Source organism: Rhizobium binae (genome assembly GCF_017357225.1).
Classification (GTDB): Bacteria; Pseudomonadota; Alphaproteobacteria; order Rhizobiales; family Rhizobiaceae; genus Rhizobium; species Rhizobium binae.
On the sequence record NZ_CP071604.1, the window covers coordinates 1451664 to 1478540 of the forward strand.

30 protein-coding genes and 1 tRNA gene are annotated in these 26877 nt (G+C 61.5%); 11 read left to right on the plus strand and 20 right to left on the minus strand.

Annotation, left to right across the window (positions count from 1 at the left end; translation table 11 throughout):
- Positions 1-153 precede the first annotated feature (153 nt).
- Entirely contained in the window at positions 154-1116 is a 963-nt protein-coding gene (locus J2J99_RS06995; RefSeq protein ID WP_168294181.1) for a lysylphosphatidylglycerol synthase domain-containing protein, read from the plus strand.
- On the opposite strand, the gene J2J99_RS07000 is transcribed toward J2J99_RS06995, so the two are convergent.
- The 4 genes from J2J99_RS07000 to J2J99_RS07015 are packed head-to-tail and all read right to left on the minus strand — an operon-like array spanning position 1084 to position 3426.
- Positions 1084-2325 (minus strand): RNA polymerase sigma factor, encoded by a 1242-nt coding sequence (locus J2J99_RS07000; protein WP_168294180.1) that lies wholly within the window; start codon positions 2323-2325, stop codon positions 1084-1086. The two genes, J2J99_RS06995 and J2J99_RS07000, sit on opposite strands and share 33 nt — an antisense overlap.
- A gap of 8 nt (positions 2326-2333) precedes the next feature.
- Positions 2334-2693, minus strand: a complete 360-nt coding sequence (locus J2J99_RS07005) for a YciI family protein (RefSeq protein ID WP_168294179.1) — start codon at positions 2691-2693, stop codon at positions 2334-2336.
- A 3-nt stretch (positions 2694-2696) separates the two neighbouring features.
- Complete coding sequence (locus J2J99_RS07010; RefSeq protein WP_168294178.1) at positions 2697-3056, minus strand: YciI family protein; 360 nt, start codon at positions 3054-3056, stop codon at positions 2697-2699.
- 10 nt (positions 3057-3066) lie between these two features.
- Positions 3067-3426, minus strand: a complete 360-nt coding sequence (locus tag J2J99_RS07015; RefSeq protein ID WP_168294177.1) for a YciI family protein — start codon at positions 3424-3426, stop codon at positions 3067-3069.
- A gap of 153 nt (positions 3427-3579) precedes the next feature.
- Between J2J99_RS07015 and J2J99_RS07020 the strand changes: the two genes are divergently transcribed.
- Positions 3580-3792 (plus strand): hypothetical protein, encoded by a 213-nt coding sequence (locus J2J99_RS07020; protein WP_168294176.1) that lies wholly within the window; start codon positions 3580-3582, stop codon positions 3790-3792.
- A gap of 128 nt (positions 3793-3920) precedes the next feature.
- On the opposite strand, the gene amn is transcribed toward J2J99_RS07020, so the two are convergent.
- The 3 genes from amn to J2J99_RS07035 all read right to left on the minus strand — a co-directional run bounded on the left by amn (position 3921) and on the right by J2J99_RS07035 (position 6243).
- Positions 3921-5423 carry an AMP nucleosidase gene (gene amn, locus J2J99_RS07025; RefSeq protein ID WP_168294175.1) on the minus strand — a complete coding sequence of 501 codons (1503 nt, stop codon included), beginning with the start codon at positions 5421-5423 and terminating at the stop codon, positions 3921-3923.
- Positions 5424-5509: 86 nt separating this feature from the next.
- Complete coding sequence (locus J2J99_RS07030) at positions 5510-5689, minus strand: hypothetical protein (protein WP_168294174.1); 180 nt, start codon at positions 5687-5689, stop codon at positions 5510-5512.
- 215 nt (positions 5690-5904) lie between these two features.
- On the minus strand, positions 5905-6243 hold the full coding sequence (locus tag J2J99_RS07035) for a DUF2147 domain-containing protein (protein WP_168294173.1): 339 nt from the start codon (positions 6241-6243) through the stop codon (positions 5905-5907).
- Between the two features lie 449 nt (positions 6244-6692).
- Here J2J99_RS07035 and J2J99_RS07040 point away from each other — a divergent pair, with 449 nt between their 5' ends.
- Positions 6693-6959 (plus strand): SEL1-like repeat protein, encoded by a 267-nt coding sequence (locus J2J99_RS07040; RefSeq protein ID WP_168294172.1) that lies wholly within the window; start codon positions 6693-6695, stop codon positions 6957-6959.
- 185 nt (positions 6960-7144) lie between these two features.
- Here the strand turns inward: J2J99_RS07040 and J2J99_RS07045 are convergent, their stop codons facing one another.
- The 3 genes from J2J99_RS07045 to J2J99_RS07055 all read right to left on the minus strand — a co-directional run bounded on the left by J2J99_RS07045 (position 7145) and on the right by J2J99_RS07055 (position 9361).
- Positions 7145-8257, minus strand: a complete 1113-nt coding sequence (locus tag J2J99_RS07045; RefSeq protein ID WP_168294171.1) for a pyridoxal phosphate-dependent aminotransferase — start codon at positions 8255-8257, stop codon at positions 7145-7147.
- Between the two features lie 72 nt (positions 8258-8329).
- The gene (locus J2J99_RS07050; RefSeq protein WP_168294170.1) at positions 8330-8761 is read right to left on the minus strand and encodes a PilZ domain-containing protein; all 432 of its coding nucleotides are present in this window, start codon (positions 8759-8761) and stop codon (positions 8330-8332) included.
- 198 nt (positions 8762-8959) lie between these two features.
- Positions 8960-9361 carry a DUF2177 family protein gene (locus J2J99_RS07055; protein ID WP_168294169.1) on the minus strand — a complete coding sequence of 134 codons (402 nt, stop codon included), beginning with the start codon at positions 9359-9361 and terminating at the stop codon, positions 8960-8962.
- Positions 9362-9523: 162 nt separating this feature from the next.
- Here J2J99_RS07055 and J2J99_RS07060 point away from each other — a divergent pair, with 162 nt between their 5' ends.
- Positions 9524-9970, plus strand: a complete 447-nt coding sequence (locus J2J99_RS07060; RefSeq protein ID WP_168294168.1) for a baeRF12 domain-containing protein — start codon at positions 9524-9526, stop codon at positions 9968-9970.
- Between the two features lie 42 nt (positions 9971-10012).
- Here J2J99_RS07060 and J2J99_RS07065 read toward each other — a convergent pair whose 3' ends face one another.
- Positions 10013-10879 carry a LysR family transcriptional regulator gene (locus J2J99_RS07065; RefSeq protein WP_168294167.1) on the minus strand — a complete coding sequence of 289 codons (867 nt, stop codon included), beginning with the start codon at positions 10877-10879 and terminating at the stop codon, positions 10013-10015.
- Between the two features lie 89 nt (positions 10880-10968).
- Here J2J99_RS07065 and J2J99_RS33905 point away from each other — a divergent pair, with 89 nt between their 5' ends.
- The gene (locus J2J99_RS33905) at positions 10969-11214 is read left to right on the plus strand and encodes a hypothetical protein (protein ID WP_168294166.1); all 246 of its coding nucleotides are present in this window, start codon (positions 10969-10971) and stop codon (positions 11212-11214) included.
- On the opposite strand, the gene J2J99_RS07070 is transcribed toward J2J99_RS33905, so the two are convergent.
- Positions 11165-11497 carry a hypothetical protein gene (locus J2J99_RS07070; protein WP_168294165.1) on the minus strand — a complete coding sequence of 111 codons (333 nt, stop codon included), beginning with the start codon at positions 11495-11497 and terminating at the stop codon, positions 11165-11167. The two genes, J2J99_RS33905 and J2J99_RS07070, sit on opposite strands and share 50 nt — an antisense overlap.
- A 352-nt stretch (positions 11498-11849) precedes the next feature.
- Here J2J99_RS07070 and J2J99_RS07075 point away from each other — a divergent pair, with 352 nt between their 5' ends.
- Complete coding sequence (locus tag J2J99_RS07075; RefSeq protein ID WP_205918536.1) at positions 11850-12287, plus strand: glyoxalase superfamily protein; 438 nt, start codon at positions 11850-11852, stop codon at positions 12285-12287.
- Positions 12288-12372: 85 nt separating this feature from the next.
- Positions 12373-13737 (plus strand): MATE family efflux transporter, encoded by a 1365-nt coding sequence (locus tag J2J99_RS07080; RefSeq protein ID WP_168294163.1) that lies wholly within the window; start codon positions 12373-12375, stop codon positions 13735-13737.
- Between the two features lie 45 nt (positions 13738-13782).
- On the opposite strand, the gene J2J99_RS07085 is transcribed toward J2J99_RS07080, so the two are convergent.
- The 8 genes from J2J99_RS07085 to J2J99_RS07120 all read right to left on the minus strand — a co-directional run bounded on the left by J2J99_RS07085 (position 13783) and on the right by J2J99_RS07120 (position 22166).
- Entirely contained in the window at positions 13783-13944 is a 162-nt protein-coding gene (locus tag J2J99_RS07085) for a hypothetical protein (protein ID WP_168294162.1), read from the minus strand.
- 95 nt (positions 13945-14039) lie between these two features.
- Positions 14040-14876 carry a helix-turn-helix transcriptional regulator gene (locus tag J2J99_RS07090; RefSeq protein WP_168294161.1) on the minus strand — a complete coding sequence of 279 codons (837 nt, stop codon included), beginning with the start codon at positions 14874-14876 and terminating at the stop codon, positions 14040-14042.
- Between the two features lie 69 nt (positions 14877-14945).
- A complete protein-coding gene (locus J2J99_RS07095) occupies positions 14946-15155 on the minus strand; it encodes a DUF1127 domain-containing protein (RefSeq protein WP_168294160.1) in 210 nt (69 codons plus the stop codon).
- A gap of 89 nt (positions 15156-15244) precedes the next feature.
- Positions 15245-16042 carry a 5-deoxy-glucuronate isomerase gene (gene iolB / locus J2J99_RS07100; protein ID WP_168294159.1) on the minus strand — a complete coding sequence of 266 codons (798 nt, stop codon included), beginning with the start codon at positions 16040-16042 and terminating at the stop codon, positions 15245-15247.
- Positions 16043-16235: 193 nt separating this feature from the next.
- Complete coding sequence (gene iolE / locus J2J99_RS07105) at positions 16236-17153, minus strand: myo-inosose-2 dehydratase (protein ID WP_168294158.1); 918 nt, start codon at positions 17151-17153, stop codon at positions 16236-16238.
- Positions 17154-17218: 65 nt separating this feature from the next.
- The gene (gene iolD / locus J2J99_RS07110) at positions 17219-19069 is read right to left on the minus strand and encodes a 3D-(3,5/4)-trihydroxycyclohexane-1,2-dione acylhydrolase (decyclizing) (RefSeq protein WP_168294157.1); all 1851 of its coding nucleotides are present in this window, start codon (positions 19067-19069) and stop codon (positions 17219-17221) included.
- Positions 19070-19264: 195 nt separating this feature from the next.
- Positions 19265-21199 carry a bifunctional 5-dehydro-2-deoxygluconokinase/5-dehydro-2-deoxyphosphogluconate aldolase gene (locus tag J2J99_RS07115; RefSeq protein ID WP_168294156.1) on the minus strand — a complete coding sequence of 645 codons (1935 nt, stop codon included), beginning with the start codon at positions 21197-21199 and terminating at the stop codon, positions 19265-19267.
- A gap of 91 nt (positions 21200-21290) precedes the next feature.
- On the minus strand, positions 21291-22166 hold the full coding sequence (locus J2J99_RS07120) for a MurR/RpiR family transcriptional regulator (RefSeq protein WP_168294155.1): 876 nt from the start codon (positions 22164-22166) through the stop codon (positions 21291-21293).
- Positions 22167-22373: 207 nt separating this feature from the next.
- On the opposite strand from J2J99_RS07120, the gene J2J99_RS07125 reads away from it, so the two are divergent.
- The 4 genes from J2J99_RS07125 (at position 22374) to J2J99_RS07140 (ending at position 26701) form a co-directional block, all read left to right on the plus strand.
- Positions 22374-23489 (plus strand): Gfo/Idh/MocA family protein, encoded by a 1116-nt coding sequence (locus J2J99_RS07125; RefSeq protein ID WP_168294154.1) that lies wholly within the window; start codon positions 22374-22376, stop codon positions 23487-23489.
- Positions 23490-23576: 87 nt separating this feature from the next.
- On the plus strand, positions 23577-24794 hold the full coding sequence (locus tag J2J99_RS07130) for an NAD(P)/FAD-dependent oxidoreductase (RefSeq protein WP_168294153.1): 1218 nt from the start codon (positions 23577-23579) through the stop codon (positions 24792-24794).
- 218 nt (positions 24795-25012) lie between these two features.
- Positions 25013-25103, plus strand: a tRNA-Ser gene (locus tag J2J99_RS07135).
- Positions 25104-25672: 569 nt separating this feature from the next.
- Positions 25673-26701 carry a porin gene (locus J2J99_RS07140; protein ID WP_207600956.1) on the plus strand — a complete coding sequence of 343 codons (1029 nt, stop codon included), beginning with the start codon at positions 25673-25675 and terminating at the stop codon, positions 26699-26701.
- The last annotated feature ends 176 nt before the right edge of the window (positions 26702-26877 follow it).

Genomic DNA, 26877 nt, shown 5'->3' on the forward strand with positions numbered 1-26877 from the left:
TCGTCCATCGGTCTGCCGCCGGATCGTCGGCCTTAAAGCGATCGCGCCGCCACCGCCATCAACTCCGCCGTTGTGCCCAACCGCCATTTCTCCTAAAACGCCTGGCAATAGAGCCGGGGCTCATGCCGACGCCAAGCGAGGAATGCCTACTACATGAAGAGTTCGATCGTTGAAAGCCAGCAGTCCTGGTTTATGCGCAATCGCATGACGGCGCTGACGGTCGTAATTGTCGCAGCCTATGCGCTCTTCGTGCAATGGTTCTGGGGTTGGCCCGTTATCATTCGCCAGTGGGCCGATGTCGGGGCAGGCCCGGTGATCGGAGCGCTCGTGGCGCTGACCGGCACCTATTTCCTGCGCACATGGCGCATCTACGACTATTTTCCGAAGGAGACCGCGGGCCGGTTCGCGACCCTTTTCCGTGTCACGCAGATCCACAATCTCCTGAACATCATGCTGCCCTTCCGGACCGGCGAGACCAGCTTTCCGCTGTTGATGCGCACCGAATTCGGCATTCCGCTGACGCGCGGAACCTCGGCGCTCTTCGTCATGCGGCTGCTCGACCTGCATGCTCTGCTGGCGGCTGCCGGCATCGGCTTTGCGCTCGCTGCGGCCGATGCTCTCGTCGCATGGTCGCTTTGGGCGGTCTTCCTGCTGCTGCCGGTCGCAGCCTTCGCCGCGCGCAAGCCGCTGTTGCGCGGCGCCGCCAGGCTGTTGCCTGCAAAGGCGCAGAAATTGGTCGTCGAGATCGAAAACGGCTTGCCGCTCGGCGCCGCGGCCTTTGCGCGCGCCTGGGCGATGACCATCGTCAACTGGCTGGTGAAGGTGATCGTGCTCGCCTGGGCACTCGGCCTGATGGGCGTTGTGCCGATGGCGGCAAGCTTCGGCGGCGCGCTTGGCGGCGAACTCTCCTCCGTCCTGCCGGCGCATGCGCCGGGCGGGGTCGGCACCTACCCAGCCGGCATCACTGCCGGCGCCATTGCGCTCGGGGCGTCGAGCGAGCGGGCGGCTCTGGCTGCACTGGCGCAGGCGAGCGTCAATGCCCATCTGCTGATCATCGTCTCGGCACTGACGGGCACGGCGATCTCACTGCCGCTCGGACGCCGCGGCAAGCGCTGAAATCCGTTTCCTCAAGAATGCCTGCTCCGGCTCCTGCCGGCAGAGCGACAAGGCCGTCTGATAGGATGCGATCGCCTCTTCTCTCCGTCCCAGCCGTCGCAGGAAATCGGCGCGCGCCGAATGGGCAAGGTGATAGGCCTGCAGCTCCCGGCGCCCCAGAATGGCATCGATGAGATCCAGCCCCTTTGCCGGCCCTTCGGCCATCGAAATCGCCACCGCCCGGTTGAGCTCGACGACCGGTGAGGGCTGGGCTGCCAGAAGTAGGTCGTAAAAGAAGGCAATTCGCCGCCAGTCGGTTTCCTCGGCGGTCGGCGCCTTCGCATGTTCGGCGGCAATCGCCGCCTGCACCGTATAGGTGCCGATCTCTTCCGTCCGCATTGCCTTGGCGAGGAATGCCAGGCCTTCCGAGATCTTGGCGCGGTCCCAGAGCGAGCGGTCCTGATCGGCCAGCAGCACCAGCGCTTCCTCCTCGCTGCTGCGGGCGCTGCGGCGGGAATCCTGCAGCAGCATCAGCGCCATAAGTCCGCAAACATCAGGATGCGGCAGCAGCGCCAGGAGCAGCCGCGCCAACCGGATGGCCTCGCCGGTCAGGTCGGCGCGAACGACCGCGTCTCCCGAAGAGGCGGAATAGCCTTCGTTGAAAACGAGATAGATGACGTGCAGCACCCGGTCGAGCCGCTCGGGCAATGCCTCGCGGCCCGGCACTTCATAAGGGATGTTCGCAGCCCGGATCCTGTTTTTGGCGCGCACGATCCGCTGAGCGACCGTCGGCGCCGGAATGAGGAAGGCATGGGCGATCTCTTCGGTGGTCAGTCCGCAGATTTCCCGAAGCGCCATCGCCGTCTGCGCATCCGCGGGGATAGCCGGGTGGCAGCAGGTGAAGATCAGCCGCAGCATGTCGTCCTCGATCGCTTCCATGTCGCCCGTCTCCGTTTCGTCGACGCTATAGAGGCTGTCCTCGATGTGCTGCTGCGCGGCATCGAAACGCGCACGCCGCCGGATCGCGTCGATCGCCTTGAAGCGGCCGGTCGAGACAAGCCAGCCGGCGGGGTTGGCGGGAACGCCATCGACCGGCCATGTTCGTGCGGCGGCCGCAAAGGCATCGTGCAGCGCCTCCTCCGCGCGGTCGAAATCGCCGAGCAGTCGGATCAGCGTCGCCAGCACCCGGCGAGACTGGGTTCGGTAGATCTCCTCGATGACGCTTTCCAAGGGGCACCTCAGTTTGGAAGGGTGAGCGTTCGCACCGGCCTCAGTTCGACCGCGCCGTAGCGGGCCGACGGAATTCGCCCGGCGATTTCCGTCGCCGTCTCAATGCCAGGCGCCTCGATGACGTAGAAGCCGGCCAGATGCTCCTTCGTCTCGACATAGGGGCCGTCTGTGGCGGAGAGCTCATTGTTTCGAACCCGCAGCACGCTTGCTCGGTCAGGCATTTCGAGCGCATCAGAATGGATCATGAAGCCGTCGCGGCGCAATTCCTCGTCGAAGGCGAAATGCGCCTTGATGAGTTCGTCGGTTTCATCAGCTGTCAGTCTGCCGTCGGTATCGGCGCTGTTATAGATCAGGCAGATATAGCGCATCGCTCAGCACTCCTCCTTGATCGAATAGGCCGGGCGCACCTCGATCGCGCCATAGCGCGCCACGGGAAAGGTCGCGGCGATCGCGGTTGCTTCCTGCATATCCTTGGCCTCGATCAGCACGAAGCCGCCGAGATGTTCCTTGATTTCGGCGAAAGGGCCGTCCGTGGCCGTCACCCCGTTGCTGCGAACCCTGACCGTCACGGCCGTTGACGGCTCGCGCAGCGCCAAGGCCACGAGCAGATGGCCGCTGTCTCGCAGCCGGTCGTCGTTGACGACCGAATCCTTCGTCAGCTCTTCGCCTTCCTCGGGGGAAATGGCATTGATCTTCGCGGTTTCGAACCAGACCTGGCACAGATATTTCATCGCCGTCTCCTCACGCTTCTTTTCCGAAAGAATGAATGGGCCGGACCTCGATCGCACCGAGCTTTGCAAGCGGGATGCCGGCGGCGATGCGGATCGCTTCGTTGAGGTCCTTGGCCTCGATCAGGATGAAGCCGCCGAGCGCTTCCTTCGTCTCTGCGAAGGGGCCGTCCGTCACCGATATCTCGCCACTGCGCACCCGCACGGTCACCGCCGATGTCGGCGGCTGCAGCGCCTGGGCGACGATCATGTGGCCGCTTTCGGCAAGGTCCTTGTCGTAGTTCAAGGAATTCGCGTCGAGTTCGGCCTTCTGCTCTTTCGTCATCGCGTCGAGCACTGCGCCGTCGAACCAGACCTGACAGAGATAATTCATCGCGGACAGCCTCCTTGGGGTGTTTCAATGACTCTGGACGATCGAGCTTCACATTTTTCGACAGCGACCGAAAAAATCTTTGTCGCCGCCGGCTGTCGAAATCGCAAGGCGCGCTCGACAAGGCTTCATCGAAACCTGTCGAGGAGAACGGCAATGTCTATTCTTGAAATCGCGCTCGCAAGCCAGATACGGGCCCGCCGCCATGACAACCGTCGCCAGGAATTCGACGAAAGCGATGGGCGGAAGGTCCTGCTGCGCACCGCTTTCGCCTTTGCCGCCTTCACCCTGCTGATAGCAGGGCTGAACCTTGCCGGCAGACCGCAGGAGGTTGCGCAGCAAAGAGCGCCCGTCGTTGCAGGCAGATGAGGAACCTGCCCAGAGCAACTCCAGTAAAACTGCGCAGCGGCTTTGCCAGGCAAAGCGCGAAGCGCTTTTGCCGGGAATGTGTGAAAACAAAGAGATAGAGCATTTTCCGTTAGCAAAACGGGAATATTCTATTGGAAGGCCGTTTCGAAGAAGCTGCGCAGCTTGCGCGAATGCAGCGCTTCCTTCGGCATAGCGGCAAGCTTCTGCACGGCGCGGATGCCGATCTGGAGATGCTGGTTGACCTGCGTGCGGTAGAAGGCGGTTGCCATGCCCGGCAGCTTCAATTCGCCGTGCAGCGGCTTGTCGGAGACGCAGAGCAGCGTGCCGTAAGGCACGCGGAAGCGGAAGCCGTTGGCTGCGATCGTTGCCGATTCCATGTCGAGTGCGATGGCGCGCGCCTGCGACAGCCGCTTTACCGGTCCGAGCTGATCGCGCAGTTCCCAGTTGCGGTTGTCGATCGTGCCGACGGTGCCGGTGCGCATGATGCGCTTCAACTCGAAGCCCTCGTAGCCGGTAATTTCGGCAACGGCGGCCTCCAGCGCTACCTGCACTTCGGCGAGCGCCGGGATCGGCACCCAGACCGGCAGGTCGTCGTCGAGCACATGGTCCTCGCGCATATAGGCATGGGCTAGAACATAATCGCCGAGCCGCTGGCTGTTGCGCAGACCGGCGCAATGGCCGAGCATCAGCCAGGCATGCGGGCGCAGCACGGCGACATGGTCGGTGATCGTCTTGGCGTTGGAGGGGCCGACGCCGATATTGATCATGGTGATCCCGGCATGGCCCTTCTTCTTCAGATGATAGGCCGGCATCTGCGGCAGGCGTGCGAGTGTCACATCCGTTTCCGGCACGCTCGAGCCGGGCAGTGTGACGACATTGCCGGGCTCGACGAAGGCGGTATAACCGTCGCCGCCCTCGGCCATCAGCTTGCGCGCCCAGTTGCAGAATTCGTCGATATAGAACTGGTAGTTCGTGAACAGCACGAAATTCTGGAAATGCTCGGCATGCGTCGCGGTATAATGCGACAGCCGGGCCAGCGAATAATCGATACGCTGGGCGGTGAACGGCGCAAGCGGCGAGGGCTCGCCCGGCGGCGGGATATATTCGCCGTTGGCGATCTCGTCGTCGGTGGTGTTGAGGTCCGGCGTGTCGAAGATATCGCGCATCGGGACGTCGACGAAGGCGGAGGCCGATGCTTCCACATGCGCGCCCTCGCCAAAGGCGAAATGCAGTGGAATCGGCGTCGTCGATTCCGAGACGATCACCGGAACATTGTGGCTCTTCATCAGAAGCGACAGCTGCTCCTTCAGGTAATGCTTGAAGAGCTTCGGCCGGGTGACCGTCGTCGTGTAGATGCCGGGCGCCGTGACGTGGCCGTAGGAGAGGCGCGAATCGACATGGCCGAAGCTGGTCGTCTCGATGCTTACCTGCGGATAGAAGGCGCGGTAGCGCGAGGCGATGGGAGCGCCTTGGGCAAGCTCGGTGAAGCTCTCGATCAGGAACGCCGTATTGCGCTCGTAAAGTGCGATCAGCGTCTCGACAGCCCTGGCGGGATCATCGAAGCTCTGCGGCTGGAAAGGGGATGGAGAGGAAATGTCGAGGGGCGACAAAGGGGAGATTCGTTTGTTCATGACGCATTATAGAGAGTTGTTTTTGACAAGCAAACGACGTGCGCCGGCGGAAATCGATTTTTTAGCTTCTTCCGTGTCTGTACCGCTCACCGCACCGTCGGCGCGCAGAAGATCCCGTTACTCTCCAGGCAGGTGTAGCTCGCACCGAAATGCGACTGCATGCCGCCGCCGCCCTCATGCACGACGACCGCCGAAAACGTGATCGCGAAGATCGCTGCAAACAGCGTGATGATGCTGAAACGCCTTGCCAGAATGTAGAGGTTCATCTCATGCCCCGATACGCAACCTAACCATGACATGAGTTTTGCCATGCGGCGGCTGAACGAGTGCTGAGATGCCGGTTCATCCAGCGTTCAGCTTGCGGGGGCAGGGACCGGCGGTTGTCGTGAAGATCGGCGAGCCGAGAAAGTTCGAGAAATGCCGGCACTTCGGCCGGCATACTCGGCCATTTTGCGACGCTTGCGGTGTCGGCCTTACCGCGTCAGAGCCGCGTCCAGGTCTGCGACTTGCAGAGGACTTTCAGGACGCAGCCCTGCATCCGCAGCGAATCGCCGGAAACCTTGCCCGAGCCGCTATAGGTCTTGTCGGCGGCCGGATCGGTGATCTCGCCAGCGTAGCTGCCGCCGGTGCCGGCAAGCGTACCGATCTTCCGGCCGCTGTATTTGCCGGTTTTCAGCGTCACGCAGTAGCTGCCGCCGCAGGCCGCGATCACCGCCGTTTCGCCCGAGGCGGTTTTCCAATTGCCGACGATCGGCTCTTCGGCATGCGCCGTGCCCGCGAGCACTGCGATGGCGCCGGCGAGTATGAAGCTGCGGATCATCTTTTCCTCCATGGTGTCCTTTTGACCGGGCGCGAAAATAACTAACGCGAACGTAAAGGTAAATATGGGTATCGCTATCGCGCCGCGATCGCTGAACGTAGGCCAAATCCGAGAGTTCGTTCGAAGCTCTTAGAGCAGATGTCTGCTGATTTCATGATGAACGATCCGTTTATTTTCGAATCTGAATTTTTTGTAAAATTTGAGCGAAACCCCCTCAGTCGCAACGAATCCCATGTTTAACAAAAATCCAATTTTACCAAGCGTTTGCACTTTGTTTGTCTCAAATTAATCATGCATTTTAGGCGTTTTTTGAAGGCCGTTTGGCATAGTGATGCCATCAAACGAGCGGGGCAAACCCGCCGGACCGAAAGGGCCGTAAGCCGCGATAGACGGCAAGGCCCGGAGGTAAAACAGGGTAAGTCATAAACAGGCTAACAGGGATAAAACCGATGGCACGCTTTGAAATGCACAATGCTGAAACGGCCACCATGGGTGGCGACAACAGCGCCGATGTCTTCTGCGAAATGGGTCTGATGTATGCGACCGGCCGCGGCTGCGCCGTCGATCTCGTCGCTGCCCACAAATGGCTGAACATTGCCGCAATCAAGGGCAACGACCGCGCCGCCGAGCTTCGCGCCGACGTGGCCGCCAGCATGAACAAGATGCAGCTCGTGGAAGCGTTGCGCGCTGCCCGCGAATGGATGACGGTTCACTGAAACCGTCTCCTGCTCGCGGTTCGACAGAAATAACAACCTCGAAAGAGGGGCTGGCGGGCGATTGAAACGCCGATGCCGGGAGAAGAGAGCCGCGGCCGGATATCCTCCACCGGCCGCGGTTCTTCGTTGAATTATCAGCATGATGTCGTCCGAAAACCGCTCACGGATTTCGGCATCGTGCTGGATCAACCGATCGCCTTCAGCACGTGCGGCAGCGTTTCCTCGAGGAGCGCCATTTCGGCCTCCGGTCCGACGCTGACGCGGATGCAGCGATTGAGCGGCGCCACCCCGGGCATGCGGATGAAAACCCCATGCTCCATCAGCCCGTCGACGATCGCCCGCGCGTAGGCGCCGTCGCGGCCGGCGTCGATCGCCACGAAATTCGTCGCCGAGGGCAGCGGCTCAAGGCCATTTGCCCGCGCGATGCGGCCGATCCGCTCCCGCGCCGCATGGATCCTGCCGATCACCTCGGTGAGATAGGCCTGGTCCTTGAGGGCGGCAAGTGCGGCGGCCGTCGCCAGCCGGTTCATGCCGAAATGATTGCGAATCTTGTCAAAGGCCTGCGCCGTGCCCGGCGTCGAGATCACGTAACCGGTGCGTGAGCCGGCAAGTCCGTAGGCCTTGGAAAAGGTGCGGGTGCGCACGATGTTCGGCAGATCGATAAGCGCGGCGATCGACGGCAGCGAACTTGCCGGCCCCGTCTCGCTATAGGCTTCGTCGAGCACCATCAGCGTCGTCTCGGGCAGTGCCCGGGCGAAAGCGACGATGCTGTCGGCGTCCCACCAGCTTCCCATCGGATTGTCGGGATTGGCGAAATAGACGAGCGGCGCATTCTCGCGCTTGACGGCCTCGAGCAGTCCGTCGAGATCCTCGCGGTCCTTCACATAGGGCACGGTCACCAGCCGGCCGCCGAAGCCGGCGACATGGAAGTTGAAGGTCGGATAGGCGCCGAGCGAGGTGACCACCGGTGCGCCGGCTTCGATGACCAGCCGGACGATCTGGCCGAGCAACTCGTCGATGCCGCCGCCGATGGCGATATTGGCGGGGGAGGTGCCGAGATGGGTGCCGAGCGCCTCCCTCAGCGCGAAATTCTCCGGATCATTGTATTTCCAGATATTGCCGGCCTCCTCGCTTATCGCCGCAAGCACGGAAGGGGCCGGGCCGAAGCCGTTCTCATTGGCGCCGATGCGGGCAAGAACGGCACGTCCGCGTTGGCGCTCAATGGCCTCGGGGCCGACGAAGGGCACTGTGGAGGGCAGGGCGCTGATGAGGGGCGTGAAGCGCGAAAAGGCGGACATGCGAAGGCAATTTCCCGGACATGTTGACGGTTGGCGCAACAATAGGCCGGGGTGCGGCCAAGGCAAGGAAGATTATTTCGACAGCAGACTGGTGGGCGACGCTTGCGGGCGGAACATCGGCGTCCGCCGTGCGTCGATCGCTTCCATGTTGCCGACAAGGAAATCGGTGCGCACGACACGGCGCAGGACGTCGGGATCCATCAGGTTGATGAACCGCACGCCGATGCGTTCCTTGTGGCGATAGACCTCCGCACATCCGATCCGGTAGGCGAGGCCGAGGATATTGAGATAATAATGTTTCGGCAGACCGGCGGTGGTCGACACGATGAAAGTCGCGCCGCCTTGCGAGATATCGATGATCTCGGCGCTTCGCATCGACACGCCGGTGAGACACGGCCGGACGGCAACGATACGGGCCGGTCGCTTGACGTGGAACTCTTCCCAGCGCTGGTCGTAAATGGCGGATTTGACCGTGGCAAGGTGTGTGGCGCGGAGCATAGTCATCTCACATTCTCCGTCAGGCAGGGCACAATTGGGGTTCTTGCGCTGGAGCAAACTGATCTTGCTCCGGCCAAGCTCACATGAATGTTTTGCACATTCGTCAAATATGAAATGACAATTTTAACGAGTCTGAAATTTGTGCCCAAGCGGGACGGTCGATGATTCCGATCGGGACGCTCGGCTGACTCCCGACTGTTCGGTTCAGCCGAAGGTCCTTGCGGCGAGATATCCACCGGCGGCGGTCAGCGCCGTCAGCAGTGTGCCCCAAGCCATGTCGATGAGGCTCATGGCAAGTGGCCAGTTCCGAAGCGTGGCGAGGTTCGTGATGTCATAGGTGCCATAGGCCGCCAGTCCCAAAATGGCACCGTAGACAATCGCGCTGGCGAGCGAGCCTGCAGATAATGCCGGCTGAACCGCCAGGACGATCACCGCAGCGGCGAAGAAAAGGTAAAATAGTGCCGCTACCGCAAGATTCGGCGAGGGCAGCATCAGCGTTCCGAGCTGGTCGCGATAGAAGCTGCGGGCGACAAGGCCAAGCCATATGGCATCGCAGACGAGGAGGGTAAGGAGGCTGCCGGCATAGGCGAACACAGCTGTCTTCATCGTCGATCTCCCGAGCTTGCCTTTCTTCTACGGGAGAGAAGCCGGAGTGGATCGCCGCTCCGTCGATTTCGGCACAATTTCTCGAACTCTTTAAAAGGCCGGACGTTCTGTCTTGATCGATGAAGCATGGCGCGCGTCGATGACGACAGCGAGGAGTTGAAGATGACCGACGTCAAAATTCCCTGGAAATCATGGGTCGTAGCCTGCAATGGCGCCAAGGCCTTGATCATGCAGAATGCCGGCGATGCCCAATTGATGAACCTCAAGGTGCTGGAAACCCTGACGCAGCCGAACGAGCCAGATCGCGAGATCGGTGCCGACAAGCCTGGCCGCAGCCATGCCGCCGATGGGTTCAGCCGCAGCGCTGTCGAAGAGACGAGCTGGCAGGAGCAGGCGGAAGCTCAATTTCTGAAACATGTGGCGGAACGAATGGACGAGTTGACCCAAGCCAACGATGCGCACCACATCGTCCTCATCGCGCCGCCGAAGGCGCTCGGCACCTTGCGGCCGGCACTCAGTGCCGAAACGCAGGCAGCGATTTCGGCGGAATTGGCGAAAGACTATACCAATCTGCCGATCGACGAGATCGAGCGACATCTCGCCGCCTGATTCGAGAGAGCGTAGGTCGCCGACCCGCATTTCCTGCTTGCCTCACCCTGACGATCGGAGCCCGGCAAACAGATCTTCATGATCGGCAAACAGCGCCGCCAGGCGGTCGATGACGGTCCTGACCTGCGGCCGTTGCCGCTCGTCGTCATGCGCGACGATCCACATCTCGTAGGTCAGATCGTCGATGACAGGCCCGGCGCGCACGAGCTTGCGCTCCTGATCGCCGATGAAGCAAGGCAGCACGCCGCGGCCGGCACCGCCACGGATCAGGTAAAAGAGCATATGCGGCGTGTTTGTCCAGCTGGTGATCCAATAATCCGGCTGTTCGAACGTCCATTTGTCCGCCGGCGTGATCGCGGTGTCGGTGCCAAGCGAAATCCAGTTGCAATTGCTCTCGGCGAATTCGGTCGCCTGGTAAGCGGCATGGGCCACCTTGACCGAACGGCGGATCGCGACGTTGCCGCTGTCCGGCCGGCTGTGGCGAATGGCGATATGCGCCTCGCGATAGGTGAAGTCGACGTTCGCATCACAGCTCTTGTAGCACATGCGGAAACTGTCGCTCGGCGTCCAGACGCCGGCCAGATGGTCGGCGATGAATCGCAGGGTCCAGCTGTCGGCGGCCGTCGAGACGATCGGCAGCATCAGCACTTCGCCGCGCCAGTCGGAGATCGCCTGCGCCGCATCCTGCATCCGCCGGACGCGATCAAGCAGTTCCTGACCATCCCTGGCCAGCAGGTAACCGGTGGGGCCGCGGCTGAACAGCGACCGGCCGGTCGTCCGTTCCAGCGCCAGCATGCGCCGTCCGATCGTCGGCGCGCTGAGGCCGGTGCGTGCTGCCGCCGCCGAAAGCCCGCCGCCGGTCGCGACGTGGAAGAAGAGTTGCAGATCGTCCCAGCTTGCATCTTTCATGGATGAAAACCCCCTTTCTCCGGCGCCTCTACATAGCCAGCGCGTGAAGGCCTAGCTCAAGTGCTCCAGCAATAGATGGAGGATAAGCAATGCTTCTCAACTGGGTCGTCCTTTTCGAGGAAGTCGAAACCCGCAATCGCCGCATGCGCCGCGATCCCATGGCCGACCCGCTCGATGGCCCGGAATGGCGCGGGCTTCTTTGGATCATTCCGATCATCGCGTATCTCTCCTCGAGAAGAGGCGAGACGAGGCCGCGCCGCGATAAGGCGCGGATTGAAGGCAGCCTCAGGTTTCGAAGCTCAGTCGCAGCACGTGGTGCAGGAATTCCGGATTGAGCAGCATGTTGAAGCTGATCGTCACCAATTCGCCTTCGCGCTTGACCATGGTGGCACCGATCTCGTCGTGGATGCCGAGGATTTCGAGAAAGAAATGGCTCGGCATCTCCAGGCTCGGGCTAACTTCGAGCGCCGCGCCGGCCAGCGTGATCGTGCGGATCAGGCAGCGCACCTGCGTTCCGGTGCTGAGGTGATGGCCGACGAAGATGATATTGCCGGGCCTGTCGAGGTTGAATTCCCTGTAAGCGCGTTCCGGCTTGGGGTGTTCCGTGTCGAGGTGCATCTGAAAGGCCCTTTTAGCCTCCGCTTATCATATGAGAAAATTAGCACGCGATTACTGATAGCTGCTGAAGAACATTGTTAACATTTAAATCTTTTTGGGAGAACGCCGGAGAATCGCATCGATTTCGGGCAGATTTGCCCCAAAATTGTTCATTCCCGCTGCATATTGGCCATTCTTGACATGTCGGCGGCCTTCGCGCATACAAAGGCCGGTTCGAGGCACCGGCCGCTCGCGGATGAAAATCCATGGTGAAGCCCTCGCGATCATGGTCACGGCCCCTTGTGCATGCTGACTGACGGCAATGCGAGCTCCCATTTGCAGTCGAAGAGCATGCCTTGCGAAGGCTCACTCCATGACGACCTATCCCGGTATTGACGAATTGAAGGCCCAGGCCAAACGCCTGCGTCAGGCGATGAACGATCGCGGCGCCGCGCTGACCCATAGTGCCGCGCTCGAAATGATTGCCCGCCAGCACGGCGCGCGCGACTGGAACACGCTGGCAGCGCTGGCGGCAAAGCCCAATGTGGCTGCGAAGACGCCGCTTTTCGTCGGCGCACATATTCGCGGCCGCTATCTCAATCAGCCGTTCACCGGCGAAATCCTCTCACTCTCGGCGCTGCCGGGCGGCGAGTTCCACAGGATCACCATCCATTTCGACGAAGCGGTGGATGTCGTCACCTTCGAGAGCTTTTCAGCCTTTCGCCGGCGTGTCAGCGCGCAGATCGATGCCGACGGCGTCTCTCCGAGGAAGACCTCGAATGGCGTGCCGCATCTGGTGCTCGATCTGTAAATCGTCTCCAATTGCTTTTGCGGCCGTCTGAATCCGGATGATTTCAACCCGGATCGGACCTCACTGATATCACACGGATTTTTCCATGACCGATCTTTCCCAGGGCAATGCCTTTCTCATCGGCTGGCTGCCGGGCGTCTTTGCCAGAACGGCGGCGCCGATTGTGGCGATCACCACGCTCAACGGCCTCTTCTCCGTCATCGACGCTTATTTCCTCGGCGCCTATGTCGGCCCCGAGGCGCTCTCTGCAGTCAGTCTCATCTTCCCGGGGCTGATGCTGTTGATTGCTCTGCAATCGCTCGTCTCGAACGGCATGGCGAGCATCCTCGCCCGCCGGCTCGGCGCCGGCGATCGCCAAGGCGCGGGCAAGGTATTTGCCGGCGCCCATGCGCTGGCGCTGGCCGTCACTCTCATCCTCAACATCGTCTTTTGGAGCCTCGGCCGACAGATCATCGCCGCCGGTGCCGGCGCGGCCGCCGTAGCCGATGGCGCCATGCTGTTCATGGGTACGATGATCGCCGGTGCGCCTGTGAGCTTCTTCCTGTCGCTGCATCTCGACGGGTTGCGCTGCGAAGGCAAGATCGGGTTCATGACGCTGGCCACCTTGTCGGCCTCGCTGCTCAACATCTTCGCCAACTGGCTGTTCATGGCGGTGATGCATTGGGGTGTGTTCGGTTCGGCGGCCGGCTCCATCGCCTCACAATTCGCCTGTCTCACTGCCGTGTTGGCCCATCGCGGGCGCCGGCCGGCGGCACTCAGGCCTTATCGGGGATTAGCACTTGGCGAATGGCCCGGCATCATCGCCTTCGGCGCGCCGATGAGCCTCGGCTTCATCGGCATATCGCTGGCATCCGCCGCCATTCTCGTCAATATCTCGCTCTGGGGCACGCGTGATCATGTCGCGACGGTTGCCGCCTACGGCATCATCACCCGGATCATGACCTTCACGTATCTGCCGCTGCTTGGCCTCAGCATCGCGTTGCAGACGATTGCCGGCAACAATCACGGCGCCGGCTTCGGGCTGCGGGTCGGCCGCAGCCTGCAGATCGCCATGGGCACAGCGCTCGTCTATTGCAGCCTGGTGGAGATCGCTGTCGAACTTTTGGCTGGCCGCCTCGGCGCTGTCTTCGTCGCCGACCCCGACATTGTCGCCGAGGTCAGGCGAATTCTGCCCTGGACGATCGGCGCCTATTTTCTCTTCGGGCAGATGCTGATCCTGTCGTCCTATTTCCAGTCGATCGGCGATGCGCCGCGTGCGGCGATCTTCGGTCTGTCGCGGCCCTATCTGCTCACCCTGCCGCTCACCTTCCTGCTGCCTTTCGTCTTCGGGGAGCAGGGGATCTGGATGGTGCCGGTCTTTGCCGAGGCAGGCATGCTTGTTCTTGCCGTGCTGGTGCTGTCGCAAAACGCCAGACGCCGCGGCTGGCGCTACGGGCTTCTGCCAGCTTGAGAGCGGAAGCCGCGCCTCGCTGGCGCGGCTTCTGTCGATGGCCGTCTATTCCTTGCCGCTCTGAGCGGCCGAGGTCGCGGCTTCCGCTTCGTTTAGCGCCTGAGCGCATTCCTGGCAGCAGACTTCGACGGTCTTGCCACCGAGCTTGACGGTGATGGTTTCCGCGCCGAGTTCACAGTCGCAGGCAGCGCAGGTCGTCTTCTTCATTGGATGATCCTCCGATTGATCGTCCCGCGATCGGGACAGGCTCATAAGATCATCGAAGGCCGCATTGCCGCTGTCGAAATCTTTAGCGATCGACCTTACCGGCGTCGCAATTCCGCCGCGCGCTGGAATTCGCCAGGGCTCTGCCCAAAGGCCTGCTTGAAGGAAGCGCTGAAATGGCTGTGGCTGGAAAAGCCGAGATCGAGGCCGAGCGCCGTCAGATCCTCGTACTGGCCGAGCAGGTCGAGGGCGCGGGCAAGCCGCAGCCGCAACTGATAGCGGTAAAGCGGTGTGGCTTCGACCTGTTGGAAAACCTGGGTGAGATAAACCGGCGAGACGCCCACTTCGGCGGCGATTTCCCCGAGCGTCCAGCGTCGGGCGAGATCAGAGGTGAGCACCAGCTTTGCCCGGTCGACGAGTTTCTGCCGGCCGACGCTGGCGCCTGCCGCATGTGATGTGCGCTCGCCGAGCGAGCGGCGCACCAGCGTCAGCGCCAGTGTCTCCGCCTCCAGTGTTTCAGCGACATTGCGGCTGAGACCGTGCCGAAGCAGCGCGACCAGCGCCTGTGCGCGCGGATCGATCCGCCGGCGCTGTCGACGGAAGGAAAAGGCTGGGCCCGGCTGCACCTGTTCTTTCGGCGCTAGCTCTTCGAGCATGGCTTCGTCGATTGCCAGATCGATACAGGCATCGCCGCCCTCGATCGGATGGCTGATGCGATACCCTTGGCCGGCATTGAAGAACAGCACCTGATTGGCTTCGGCCACCGTATCATTGCGGCCGACATGCCGCATGAAGACGCCGCGATAGGGGTAAACGAGGCTTGTCTTGTGGGTGCATTCCTCGTCGCTCTTATGGCGGCACTCGCCGTTACAGACGATATCACGAATGGTGACCATCTTCGTTTTCAGGAGCGGTGCTGTTGAAAACTGCGACATCTGATGTTCCCGGCCACACAGGCCGCCAGGAGGCGGCCCGGGCACAATATCACAACGGATGCTGATGTTTCAGTACCGGCTGTAGACGTGAACGTCGCTTTCCGTCTGCCCTCGGGAAAGGCCGATATCCTTCAATTGCTCGTCGGACAGCTCCATCAGGGCATTGCAGTTGCGTCGTTCGTTCATCTTGCGTGCCAGCCAGTGTGCTGCGGCAACTATTGCAGGGAACAGGCCGGGCCGCATATTGCGAGCCGAGATTGTGGAATTCGAGCTATGCATGGTGATCCTCCATCCGTGTTTGGATGGAGGCAGTGAACCATCAGCGGCGGCTTGGCGCTGTCAGATTATTTAGCGATCGAACGAGACCGTTACGCCTTCACCAGCCACTCGTGCTCGGCGGCATTGTGGAATTTCCAAATCCGCTTCGGTCCGGCCATGACGTTGAGGTAATAAAGATCGTAACCATGGCAGGCCGCGCAGGGGTGATAACCCTTCGGCACCAGCGTCACGTCGCCGTCCTCGATCGCCATCGCCTCGTCGAGCGAGCGATCGTCGGTGTAGACTCGCTGGAAACCGAAGCCCTGCGGCGGGTTGAGCCGATGGTAATAGGTCTCTTCCAGGAAGCTCTCGTTCGGCAGGTCGTCCTGGTCGTGCTTGTGCGGCGGATAGGAGGAGGTATGGCCGCCGGGCGTGATCACTTCGACGACCAGCAGCGAATGCGCCGAGTTGTCGTCCTCAGGCATGATATTGTTGACGTAGCGCACATTCGTGCCCTTGCCGCGCGTCACCTGCGGATGTGTGCCGGGCGGAATTTCCTTCGCCTCATAGGTGCCGCCGCCGGGCGCCGAGCAGACGGCGAGCTCGAGATCGGTCTCCGCCGTGACGGACCATGTCGATTCCATCGGGATGTAGAGCGCATGCGGCGCGCCTTCGAACGGGCTCATGCGGCCGCCGAGCGTGCCGAAATCCTTCGTCCCGGCAGAAGCCTTTCCCTTGCCGGCAACCCAGACGAGGCAGACTTCCCGATCGCCGGTTTCCCCTGAAACCGTCTCGCCGGGCTTCAAGCGATGCAGATCGAAACCGACATAGGTCCAGCCGGCGCTTTCAGGGCTGATATGCGTGACGCGGCCATGCGTGCCGGATGGTTTGACCTTGAGGTTTGGCATTGGTGTTTTCTCCTCGTAACGTAAGCCGGGCGCGGCCCCCTCATCCAGCTGCCGCCACCTTCTCCCCGAGGGGGCCGTTGGACGGGTCGAGACACATAGCTCGACCCCGGCAAGGTGCCCGAAGGGCGGATGAGGGGGCTTCCGGCCCCGGCGATGCTGTTAAGCCTCCTGGCGGGAGGGGTCTTTCGTCACGTTATCCCTTCGGAAAGCCTTCGGTTTCTACGGTATAACCAGCCGCCGTCATCACCCGCATCAGTTCGGCATGGCCGATCTCGGCCATCTTCTGCGGCGGCGCCTTGCGCGGATCCTGTTCGGCTTCGACGACGAACCAGCCCTCATAGCCGTAGTCGGCGAACCGCTGGACGATGGCGCCGAAGTCGAGCGAGCCGTCACCCGGCACAGTGAAGGCGCCGAGCGCCACCGCATCGAGGAAGGACTGCCGGCTGCGGTCGAGACCGTCGACCACAGCTTTGCGGATGTCCTTGACGTGGACGTGGTTGATCCGGGCATGATGATTGTCGATGGCGCGCAGCACGTCGCCGCCGGCAAAGGCGAGATGGCCGGCATCGAGCAGCAGCGGAATGCCTTCACCCGAGGAGCGCATGAAGGCATCGAGTTCCGGTTCGGTCTCGACCACGGCAGCCATGTGGTGGTGGTAGGAGAGTGGCATGCCCTGTTCGGCGCACCATTCGCCGAACTCGGTGACGCGCCGCGCATAGGCCTTCATCTCGTCGTCGGAAAGACGCGGCTTGGTCGCGAGCGGCTTGGAGCGGTCGCCCTGGATGGAGCGGCCGACCTCGCCGTAGACGATGCAGGGCGCATTGACCGCCTTGAAGAGCTCGATCATCGGCGCGATGCGGTCCTTGTTGGCCGCAAGCTCCTCGATAACAAGCGTGCCGGAGAACCAGCCGCCGCAGAGCGTCACGTCGGCAGCGCGCAGAATGGGCAGCATCTCCTCAGGGTTGCTGGGGAAACGGCGGCCCTGCTCCATGCCGGTAAAGCCGGCGCCGCGCGACTGCCGCAGGCATTCTTCGAGGGACACATCATCGCTGAGTTCAGGAAGATCGTCGTTCCACCATGCGATGGGCGACATGCCGAGTTTGGCCTTCATCAATATTCTCCTTAAAGACATTGCGGAGGAGCGGGTAGGCTCCTCCTGAAAATGGCGGTAACTGTTCAGCCGATGCGCTGGGAAGCGCGGGCTTCGACATAGTTCTTGCGCGCCTTGTTGACTTCTTCGCGCGGGCTGACTTCCGGCACCGCGACGTCCCACCAGTGGCCGCCGGCCTCCGTGGTGATCAAGGGATCGGTGTCGATGACGAAGACCGAGGTGCGGTCGTTCTTTTTCGAATCGATGATCGCCTGCTCCAATTCCGCGATCGAGGAGACCTTGACGGCGATGGCCCCCATGCTTTCGGCATGCGCGCGGAAATCGATCTCCGGCATCACCTCGTGATAGGAGTCCTTCAGCAGATTGTTGAAGTTGGCTCCGCCGGTTCCCATCTGCAGCCGGTTGATGCAGCCATAGCCGCGATTGTCGAGCACGATGATGTTCAGTTTGAGGCCGAGCATGACGGAGGTCGCGATCTCCGAATTCATCATCATGTAGGAGCCATCGCCGACCATGACGACGACATCGCGTTCGGGACGCGCCATTTTGGCGCCGAGGCCGCCGGCGATCTCGTAACCCATGCAGGAAAAGCCGTATTCCATGTGATAGCTGCCAGGCGCCGTCGCCGGCCAGAGCTTGTGCAATTCGCCGGGAAGGCCGCCGGCGGCGCAAAGCAGCGTCGTATTTTCGCCGCCGATCGTGCGCGCCACTGCGCCGATCACCTGCGCATCGGAGGGCAGGGCGGCATTGGTCGTCGCCATCGCCTTCGCCGCAGCCTCCATCCAGACCTTCTTCTCGGCCGCGGCCTTCTCGGCCAGCGCCGCCGGCGCCTTCCAGCCGGAAAGCCCTGCCGAAAGCGCCTTCAGCCCTTCGCGGGCATCGGCCACAACGGGATGGCTGTCGTGCTTCACCGCGTCATAGGCGGCGATATTGAGCCCGATCATCTTGAGGCTGTCGTTCTTGAACAGCGCCCAGGAGCCGGTGGTGAAATCCTGGCAGCGTGTGCCGATGGCGATGACGAGGTCCGTCTCTTCGGCGATCGCATTCGCTGCCGATGTGCCGGTGACGCCGACCGAGCCGAGCGCCAGCGGCAGGGTTTCGTCAATGGAAGACTTGCCGGCCTGGGTGACGACGACGGGAATGGCGTGGGCCTCGGCAAAGGCGGCAAGCTCTTTCGTCGCCTGCGAGTAAAGCACGCCGCCGCCGGCAACGATCACCGGCTTCTGCGAGGCTTTAATCAGCGCGATGGCGTTGGCGAGCTCATCGGCATCCGGCTGCGGCCGGCGGGTTGCCCAAACCTTTTCTTCAAACAGGCTCTCTGGATAATCGAAGGCTTCCGCCTGAACATCCTGGCAGAGCGACAAGGTCACCGGACCGCAATCCAGGGGATCGGTCAGGACCTGCATGGCGCGCTTCAGCGCCGAAATGATCTGCTCCGGCCGGGTGATCCGGTCGAAATAGCGCGAAACTGGACGGAAGGCGTCATTGGCCGATACCGTGCCGTCGCCGAAGTCCTCGATCTGCTGCAGCACCGGATCGGGCGCGCGGTTGGCGAAGACGTCGCCCGGCAGGAAGAGGACGGGGATGCGGTTGACATGCGCCACACCGGCAGCCGTCACCATGTTCAGCGCGCCGGGACCGATCGAGGTCGTGCAGGCCATGAAGCGCGTGCGGAAATTCGCTTTGGCGTAGGCAATGGCGGCATGCGCCATGCCCTGTTCGTTATGAGCGCGATAGGTCGTCAGTTCGCCACGCACCTGATAAAGCGCCTCGCCGATGCCGGCGACGTTGCCGTGACCGAAGATCGCCCAGACGCCGCCGAAGATCGGCACTTTCCTGCCGTTGACAACAGTCATCTGCTTTTTGAGGAAATGCGCGACGGCCTGCGCCATCGTCAACCGAATCGTCTTGCCCATCGGGGCCTCCCGAAGTTTTAACTCTTTGTCTTTTCCCTTGCCCAAACCCTCGCCACAAGGGGGAGGGGCTAACCTGTTCAGCTTTTGCCTTCCCGCCGCAACGTTTCATCCAGAGGATGCTCGATGATGACGTGAGGCGGAGCCTCAAGCTAAGTCTATCCCCTTGTGGGGAGGGGTTGGAGAGGGGCTTAATTCCTACTGAAGCCCGCGCGTCTTCAGCCACGCCTCTGTCAGCTGCTGGAAGCGGCCGGCCATGTCGGCGATCGCCTCCTCGTCGTTCATGGCGCCGGAAAGCCAGGCGCGCGCCGCATCGGCAAAGATTGTCCGGCCGACGGCGAAGCCCTTCACGGAAGGGGCCGCCAGCGTCGCCTCGAAGCAGGAGATCAGCTCCTCGGCGGGTGCCTCGAGCCCGAGCAGCACGACACCGCGACACCATGGATCATTTTTAGCGATGACGGCATCGATCTTCTTCCAGGCTTCGCCGGAGGCTTGCGGCTCCAGCTTCCACCAGTCCGGCTTGATCCCGAGCGCATAAAGTTCTCCGAGCGCGGTCGCGATCGTATCATCGGTGAGCGATCCGTTCTTGCCGGCGATGATTTCCACCAGCAGCTCGCGGCCGACCTTGCGCGCGGCTTCGAACAGCGTGCGCAGCTTCTCCTGCTGCTCCGTTTTCAGGTCAGCCGGATCATCGGGATGATAGAAGCACAGGCACTTGATGCAATGGCCGAGCGGCCATTCCACAAGCTGGGAGCCGATATCCTGGCTGAATTCGAAGCGCAGCGGTTTCGAGCCCGGCAGCTCGACCGGCCGGCCGATCCAGGAGAAATTCTTCGTCGCCGCATCGAAGAAGGCGTCGCGGCCGAAACGTTCGTCGATCAGCATGCCGTAACCGTCGCGGCCGTCCGAAACCCGCGCTGCCGCCGAGACCGCCAGCCGCTTGAAGGCGATGATCTTCTCATGGCCGACGCCGAGTTCGTCGGCGACGCTGACGAGCTGCGAACGGTGATCGATCGCCAGCGCCATCAGCAGCGGAATTTCGCCGCGCCGGGTCGATGCCCAATGAATATGGTTGATCGCCTCGTCCTTGCGCAGCGCCCGGTATTTGCTGCCGGTCTTCAGAAAGTACTCGAGTTCCGCCCAGGTCGGATATTCCGGCGAGCAGAGCAGGCGGGAGACGGCGAAAGCGCCGCAGGCATTGGCCCAGGTGGCACAGGTCTGCAGCGGCTCGTCGCGCAGGAAGCCGCGCAGGAAGCCGGACATGAAGGCATCACCGGCACCGAGCACGTTGAAGACCTCGATCGGGAAACCCTGGCCGACGATGCCGGCTTCGAGGTCGTCGGCGATCGGGCCGTCATAGACGATGCAGCCCATGGCGCCGCGCTTGAGCACGATCGTCGCCTGCGTCAGGCGACGAATTTCCTTCAGCGCGCCGAGCACGTCGTCGGCGCCGGACGCGATCAGGATTTCCTCTTCAGTGCCGACGATGAGATCGCAATCGGGCAGCGTCTCCTTCATCTTCGAGGAAACCCGATCGGATTTCACGTAGCGTTCGAACCCTTCGGCATGGCCGGCGAGACCCCAGAGGTTCGGCCGGTAGTCGATGTCGAAGATCACCTTGCGGCCGTTCGCCTTGGCGATGCGGATCGCCTTGCGTTGCGCTGCCTCGGTGTTCGGCCGGGAGAAATGAGTGCCGGACACCAGGACGGCGCGCGACGACTTGATGAAATTCTCGTCGATATCTCCCTCGTCGAGCGCCATGTCGGCGCAGTCGGAGCGATAGAAGATCATCGGTGATACACCCTCGGCCTCCACTGCCAGCAGCACCAGCGCCGTCAGCCGCTCCTTGTCGGTGATAATGCCGTCGGTCGCGACACCTTCGCGCGCTGCCTGCTCGCGGATGAAGCGTCCCATCTGCTCGTCGCCGACGCGGGTGATGAGGCCGGATTTGAGACCGAGCCGCGCCGTGCCGATGGCGATGTTGGACGGGCAGCCGCCGACCGATTTGGCGAAGGAGGCGATATCCTCCAGCCGCGAGCCGATCTGCTGGCCGTAAAGATCGACCGAGGAGCGGCCGATGGTGATTACATCAAGCGCCGGCTCCGGCTGTGAACCCGGATTCGATTGTACCATGATGTCCTCCCGCTAGATTTTGCGCGGCTTCCAGTGCCTGCGAATTCCAATAATGAAACATCGGTTCCGATATTTTGTCAATTCGGAATGTTTATTCCATTTTCGCTTTTCCCATTTTTGCGTGCTGGCGCTTGCGCCGCCGCTCGGCGATGGCGACCGGCAGAGCCATGGTGAGCGCCATCGAGGCCGACAGCGAGCGGAAGCCGGCGAAATCGGCCTCCGCCACCTCGAACCAATGCGTAGCGCAGGCGGCAAGCGGCGAAAAGGCCGAATCGGTGATCGCTATGATCGGGACGCCGCGGTCGGCAAGCTCCTGGCTCTGGCTGAGGCTGTCGGCCGCGTAAGGCGAGAAGCTCGCCGCGATCGCCGCATCCTTCGGCGTGGCGAACTGCACCATTTCAGGGTCGACGCCGTTCGGGGAGGCGACGATCTGATGGCGGATGTTGAGCTTGGAAAAAGCATAGGTCATATGCGCCGTCAGCGGGTAGGAACGCCGTTTGGCGATCAGATAGATCGTTTCGGCGGCGGCCAGGATATCCACCGCTTTGGTGAACGTATCGCTCTGCACCGTTGCCGCCAGCCGGTTGACCGACTGGCTTGCCGCGGCGATGAAGCCGGAAAGCAGATTGGCGTCCTCGTCGTCGCCGCTCGCCTTCTCCAGCGTGACGAGCCGTTCTTCATAACTCAGTGTCCGGTCGCGCAGCCTTTCGCGGAAGATGCTCTGCAGATCGGAAAAGCCTTCATAGCCCAGATGGTGCGCCAGACGCACCAGCGTCGAGGGCTGAACGTCGGAGGCGGCGGCGATGCTCGCCGTCGTGCCGAAGGCGATTTCGTCGGGATTGCCGAGCGCGAAGGCGGCGACCTGCGCCAGCCGCTTCGGCATGCTCGCCTTGCGCTCGATGATGGTGCTGCGCAGGCTTTCGAAATCGCGCGGCACACGCGCTTGCCTCTTGGGGTCATTATCCATGCTTGCGGCTCACTGGATGAAACAAATATTCCATATTGTCGAGCATAGACGATTTCAAACGACACGCCTAATTGTTTTTAATCGCCTGTAATTCAAGGCTTTTAAACAGTCAGGCAGGGAAGGGACGCCGAAATGCCGGTAAACGGTCTCTTGTCAAAATGATCCAAATATTCCAAAAATCTCCGCACAGTCCTGGAGGAGACGGAAATGAAGCCACTTGGCATCGGTTTGATCGGCACGGGTTATATGGGCAAGTGTCATGCGCTGGCGTGGAATGCGGTGAAGACCGTGTTCGGCGATGTCGAGCGTCCCCGGCTCGTGCATCTGGCGGAAGCCAATGCCGGGCTTGCTGAGGCGCGCGCCTCCGAATTCGGCTTCGAGAAGGCAACCGCCGACTGGCGGACACTGATCGCCGACCCCGAGGTCGACGTCGTTTCCGTCACCACACCCAATCAGTTCCACGCCGAGATGGCGATTGCAGCCCTCGAAGCCGGCAAGCACGTCTGGTGCGAAAAGCCGATGGCGCCGGCCTATGCCGATGCCGAGCGGATGCTGGAAACGGCCGAGCGTTCCGGCAAGGTGGCCGTCCTTGGCTATAACTATATCCAGAACCCCGTCATGCAGCACATCAAGACCCTTCTCGGCGAGGGCGCCATCGGTACGGTCAATCATGTCCGCGTCGAAATGGACGAGGATTTCATGGCCGATCCCGACGTCTACTTCTATTGGAAGAGCGAGCTTGCCGCCGGCTATGGTGCGCTCGACGATTTCGCCGTGCACCCGCTGTCCTTGCTCTGGTATCTTTTCGGCCACGTCGAGGCCGTCACCACAGACATGGTGAAGCCCTATGCCGACCGTCCGCTCAGCGGCGGCGGTCGCCGTGCCGTCGAAAATCACGACGCTGCCAGCGTGCTGATGCGGCTTGGCGGCGGCATCTCCGCCGTGTTGATGGCGAATCGCGCCGCCTGGGGGCGCAAGGGCCGCATCGCCCTGCAGATTTACGGCTCGAAAGGCTCGATCCTCTATGATCAGGAGCGGATGAACGAATTTGAACTCTATCAGGCCGAGGGACGTGGCTCGGAACAGGGTTTTCGCAAGATACTGGCGGCACCCGCCCATCGGCCATATGATCGGTTCATTCCGGCGCCTGGCCATGGCCTCGGCTTCAATGATCTCAAGATCATCGAATGCCGCGAGCTGATCCGGGCGATTTCAGGCGAGCCGTCGTCGATTGTAACATTTAAAGACGGTCTCAGGATAGAGAAGTCGGTGCATGCCATGGCACAGTCCTTCCACGAGCGTCGCTGGATCGAAATCGGCTGAATGTAAGAGGCCACTTTCCGTTGACGGCGCTCAGGGCAGGGGATAGGCCTTGACGCGGTTGTCGAGCGCAGTTTCGGGAGTGAGATCGTGACAGATAGATTGGTGATCATCGGCGCGGGGCAGGCAGGTTTCGCATTGGCGGCCAAGCTGCGAGCATTGAAGGATACGCGCCCGATCACCCTTATCGGCGCCGAGGATGTGGCGCCCTATCAGCGTCCGCCGCTTTCGAAGAAATACCTTCTCGGCGAAATGAGCTTCGACCGCCTGCTGTTCCGCCCGGAGCATTGGTATCCCGACAACGATGTCGATCTTCGTGTTTCGACCTGGGCCGAACAGATCCAGCGGGATAGCAAGCAGGTCTTGCTGCAGGACGGCTCCGTTCTCGACTACGGCACGCTGGTGCTCGCCACCGGTTCGACGCCGCGCCGGCTGCCGGCGGCAATCGGCGGCGATCTCGAAGGTGTCTATGTCGCCCGCGACAAGCGCGATGCCGATCTGCTCGCTGACGAGATGCGCCCCGGTCGCCGTGTCCTCATCATCGGTGGCGGTTATATCGGTCTTGAGGCGGCGGCCGTTGCCCGCCATCGCGGCCTGGAAGTAACCGTCATCGAGATGGCCGACCGCATCCTGCAGCGCGTTGCGGCAAAGGAGACGGCCGACATCATGCGCGGGATCCATGAGGGCCACGACGTGGTGATTCGCGAGAAGACCGGGCTCAAGCATCTGATCGGCAAGGATGGCCGCGTTTCCGGCGCCGCTCTGTCCGACGGCTCGGTGATCGACGTCGATTTCGTCGTCGTCGGCATCGGCGTCGTGCCGAACGATCAGCTTGCCAAGGAAGCCGGCCTCGAAGTCGCCAACGGCATCATCGTCGACGAATTTGCCCGCACCTCCGATCCGGCGATTTTCGCGGCTGGCGATTGCGCAGCCCTTCCCTGGCAGGGCGGCCGTATCCGGCTCGAATCGGTGCAGAATGCCGTCGACCAGGCGGAAGCGGCGGCAGCCGTTATCGCCGGCGGCAATGAGCCCTATGAGCCGATGCCGTGGTTTTGGTCTGACCAATATGACGTCAAACTGCAGATCGCCGGCTTCAATCTCGGTTATGACGATACGTTGCTGCGCCCCGGTGCCCGCGAAGGTGCCCATTCGGTCTGGTACTTCAGGGAAGGCCGGCTGATCGCTGTCGACGCGATCAACGACGCGAAAGCCTATGTGACTGGCAAGAAACTACTGGAATCCGGAACCAACCCCGACCGATCGATTCTCGCCGACCCCGCCGCCGATCTCAAGAGCCTGCTGAACTGAGCCGGCGTTCGCATATCGCCTCTTACCTGCAGCGGCACGAATGCGGCCGCACGACCGCTGTTTCATGTTGAAAGACGCGCGATCGAATTATGCATATCATGGGCGGGCAGCAATGCCGCGTGCCCGACTGGGTGGAAATGCCGGCCGTTGCATTTCTTCTCGTGAAAACTCAAAAAACCCTTGCATTCACAGACCGGTCACCATAGTTAGGCCGCACCGGAGAGGTGGCCGAGTGGTCGAAGGCGCTCCCCTGCTAAGGGAGTATACGTCAAAAGCGTATCGTGGGTTCGAATCCCATCTTCTCCGCCATTTCGATTTCCACAGCGCATGTCGTGTCTTAGCCTCTGGCGGGGAATTCTGGTCGCTTAGTCGGCTATCCCTTCCCAATTGCGCGGTCGAGAAATTTCTTCCCTGCGAAGAGAGAAGCGCCGGCGGGAATCACTTCCCGCGTTCCTGCACTTGGCGGTCGGCGAAAGCGGATCGGTGAACGGCCGGTTACGCTTCGGGGCACCCCGATGCCGTCCCGCAATAATCGGATTTCGTCAGAAAAACGTCCCAAATGTGTCGAAAGGCGCATGTCCAGCGCTTTGTCGATCTCGCCTAAGCCTCCGCAAAATCAGGCTTTTCTTAACAAACTATAAAGGAAATCCGGGCCGGTTGCCCGACTTGTGTCCTTTCAGCAACAGAATGCGGGGAAGGCTCCCTCAAACCCCGCGTTGGAGTAAGTTGGTGATTGCGTGACAGCCGCCGTCTTGTATTTTCACCCTCGGAAGCAAGGGCGACGGATCGTCCACTTCTTGAAACACGGGGATGGGGCAGGGAACGCTGCTCAGCGAAAGATCCCAAACCCGATCGAAACTTTGAATTGGAGGTCATTTATGAACATCAAGAGCCTTCTTCTCGGCTCCGCTGCTGCTCTGGCAGTAGTATCCGGCGCTCAGGCTGCCGACGCTATCGTCGCTGCCGAGCCGGAACCGGTTGAATATGTTCGCGTCTGCGACGCATACGGCACCGGCTACTTCTATATCCCGGGCACTGAAACCTGCCTCAAGATCAACGGTTACATCCGTTTCCAGGTTAACGTCGGCGACCAGCCAGGTGGTGACAACGATTCTGACTGGGATGCAGTCACCCGTGGTCAGGTTCAGTTCACGGCCAAGAGCGACACCGAGTATGGTCCGCTGACCGGCGTCATCGTCATGCAGTTCAATGCTGACAATGCCACCGATCAGACTTCAAAGCTCGACTCCGCTTACATCGACATCGCCGGCCTCCGCGCTGGTCTGTTCTACAGCTGGTGGGACGATGGCCTCTCCGGCGAAACCGACGACATCGGTTCGGTTGTAACGCTGCACAACTCCATCCGTTATCAGTATGAGACCCCCGACTTCTACGCCGGCCTCAGCGTCGACGAACTGGAAGACGGCGTTTTCAAGGCCGATGAAGATCCGAACAACGTTGGCGTTGCCATCGGTCTCGGCGGCAAGGCTGGTGCATTCAGCTACCAGATTACCGCTGGCTACGACTTCGACAACGAAGATGGTGCTGTTCGTGCCATGGGCACGGTTGACATTGGTCCCGGCACGCTCGGCCTTGCTGGCGTATACTCGTCGGGCCCGAACTCCTACTACTCTGCAGCCGAATGGGCTGTCGCTGCCGAATACGCCATCAAGGCAACTGACAAGCTGAAGATCACCCCGGCTGTTCAGTACTACGGCAACTACTTCGGCGGCAGCAAGGCTGTTCCGGATGACTTCGACGGTCTCGGCGATGCCTGGAAGGTCGGTCTGACAGTCGATTACCAGATCGTCGACAACTTCTACGCCAAGGCTTCGGTTCAGTACCTCGATCCGGATGATGGCGACGACTCCACGACGGGCTACTTCCGCCTGCAGCGTGCATTCTAATCTGATCTGACTTCGGTCAATCAGGAAAGCCCGGCTCTCGAGCCGGGCTTTTTGTATTTGTACGAAAGGCCTGAAGGCAGTTGGCGCATCGGCCCGAAATCGGAGCCGATTTCGGAAAGCACTTTGGCTTGCAAGCTTATGGCTCCCTTGCGCCTCTCAAAAGGCGCGCGGCCATG

Bases quoted from the DNA above. Each gene is read 5' to 3' on its own strand.
- J2J99_RS06995 (WP_168294181.1), top strand. From the start codon at position 154: ATGAAGAGTTCGATCGTTGAAAGCCAGCAGTCCTGGTTTATGCGCAAT.
- J2J99_RS07005 (WP_168294179.1), bottom strand. From the start codon at position 2,693: ATGCGCTATATCTGCCTGATCTATAACAGCGCCGATACCGACGGCAGA.
- J2J99_RS07010 (WP_168294178.1), bottom strand. From the start codon at position 3,056: ATGAAATATCTGTGCCAGGTCTGGTTCGAAACCGCGAAGATCAATGCC.
- J2J99_RS07015 (WP_168294177.1), bottom strand. From the start codon at position 3,426: ATGAATTATCTCTGTCAGGTCTGGTTCGACGGCGCAGTGCTCGACGCG.
- J2J99_RS07020 (WP_168294176.1), top strand. From the start codon at position 3,580: ATGTCTATTCTTGAAATCGCGCTCGCAAGCCAGATACGGGCCCGCCGC.
- amn (WP_168294175.1), bottom strand. From the start codon at position 5,423: ATGAACAAACGAATCTCCCCTTTGTCGCCCCTCGACATTTCCTCTCCA.
- J2J99_RS07030 (WP_168294174.1), bottom strand. From the start codon at position 5,689: ATGAACCTCTACATTCTGGCAAGGCGTTTCAGCATCATCACGCTGTTT.
- J2J99_RS07035 (WP_168294173.1), bottom strand. From the start codon at position 6,243: ATGATCCGCAGCTTCATACTCGCCGGCGCCATCGCAGTGCTCGCGGGC.
- J2J99_RS07040 (WP_168294172.1), top strand. From the start codon at position 6,693: ATGGCACGCTTTGAAATGCACAATGCTGAAACGGCCACCATGGGTGGC.
- J2J99_RS07045 (WP_168294171.1), bottom strand. From the start codon at position 8,257: ATGTCCGCCTTTTCGCGCTTCACGCCCCTCATCAGCGCCCTGCCCTCC.
- J2J99_RS07050 (WP_168294170.1), bottom strand. From the start codon at position 8,761: ATGACTATGCTCCGCGCCACACACCTTGCCACGGTCAAATCCGCCATT.
- J2J99_RS07055 (WP_168294169.1), bottom strand. From the start codon at position 9,361: ATGAAGACAGCTGTGTTCGCCTATGCCGGCAGCCTCCTTACCCTCCTC.
- J2J99_RS07060 (WP_168294168.1), top strand. From the start codon at position 9,524: ATGACCGACGTCAAAATTCCCTGGAAATCATGGGTCGTAGCCTGCAAT.
- J2J99_RS07065 (WP_168294167.1), bottom strand. From the start codon at position 10,879: ATGAAAGATGCAAGCTGGGACGATCTGCAACTCTTCTTCCACGTCGCG.
- J2J99_RS33905 (WP_168294166.1), top strand. From the start codon at position 10,969: ATGCTTCTCAACTGGGTCGTCCTTTTCGAGGAAGTCGAAACCCGCAAT.
- J2J99_RS07070 (WP_168294165.1), bottom strand. From the start codon at position 11,497: ATGCACCTCGACACGGAACACCCCAAGCCGGAACGCGCTTACAGGGAA.
- J2J99_RS07075 (WP_205918536.1), top strand. From the start codon at position 11,850: ATGACGACCTATCCCGGTATTGACGAATTGAAGGCCCAGGCCAAACGC.
- J2J99_RS07080 (WP_168294163.1), top strand. From the start codon at position 12,373: ATGACCGATCTTTCCCAGGGCAATGCCTTTCTCATCGGCTGGCTGCCG.
- J2J99_RS07085 (WP_168294162.1), bottom strand. From the start codon at position 13,944: ATGAAGAAGACGACCTGCGCTGCCTGCGACTGTGAACTCGGCGCGGAA.
- J2J99_RS07090 (WP_168294161.1), bottom strand. From the start codon at position 14,876: ATGTCGCAGTTTTCAACAGCACCGCTCCTGAAAACGAAGATGGTCACC.
- J2J99_RS07095 (WP_168294160.1), bottom strand. From the start codon at position 15,155: ATGCATAGCTCGAATTCCACAATCTCGGCTCGCAATATGCGGCCCGGC.
- iolB (WP_168294159.1), bottom strand. From the start codon at position 16,042: ATGCCAAACCTCAAGGTCAAACCATCCGGCACGCATGGCCGCGTCACG.
- iolE (WP_168294158.1), bottom strand. From the start codon at position 17,153: ATGAAGGCCAAACTCGGCATGTCGCCCATCGCATGGTGGAACGACGAT.
- iolD (WP_168294157.1), bottom strand. From the start codon at position 19,069: ATGGGCAAGACGATTCGGTTGACGATGGCGCAGGCCGTCGCGCATTTC.
- J2J99_RS07115 (WP_168294156.1), bottom strand. From the start codon at position 21,199: ATGGTACAATCGAATCCGGGTTCACAGCCGGAGCCGGCGCTTGATGTA.
- J2J99_RS07120 (WP_168294155.1), bottom strand. From the start codon at position 22,166: ATGGATAATGACCCCAAGAGGCAAGCGCGTGTGCCGCGCGATTTCGAA.
- J2J99_RS07125 (WP_168294154.1), top strand. From the start codon at position 22,374: ATGAAGCCACTTGGCATCGGTTTGATCGGCACGGGTTATATGGGCAAG.
- J2J99_RS07140 (WP_207600956.1), top strand. From the start codon at position 25,673: ATGAACATCAAGAGCCTTCTTCTCGGCTCCGCTGCTGCTCTGGCAGTA.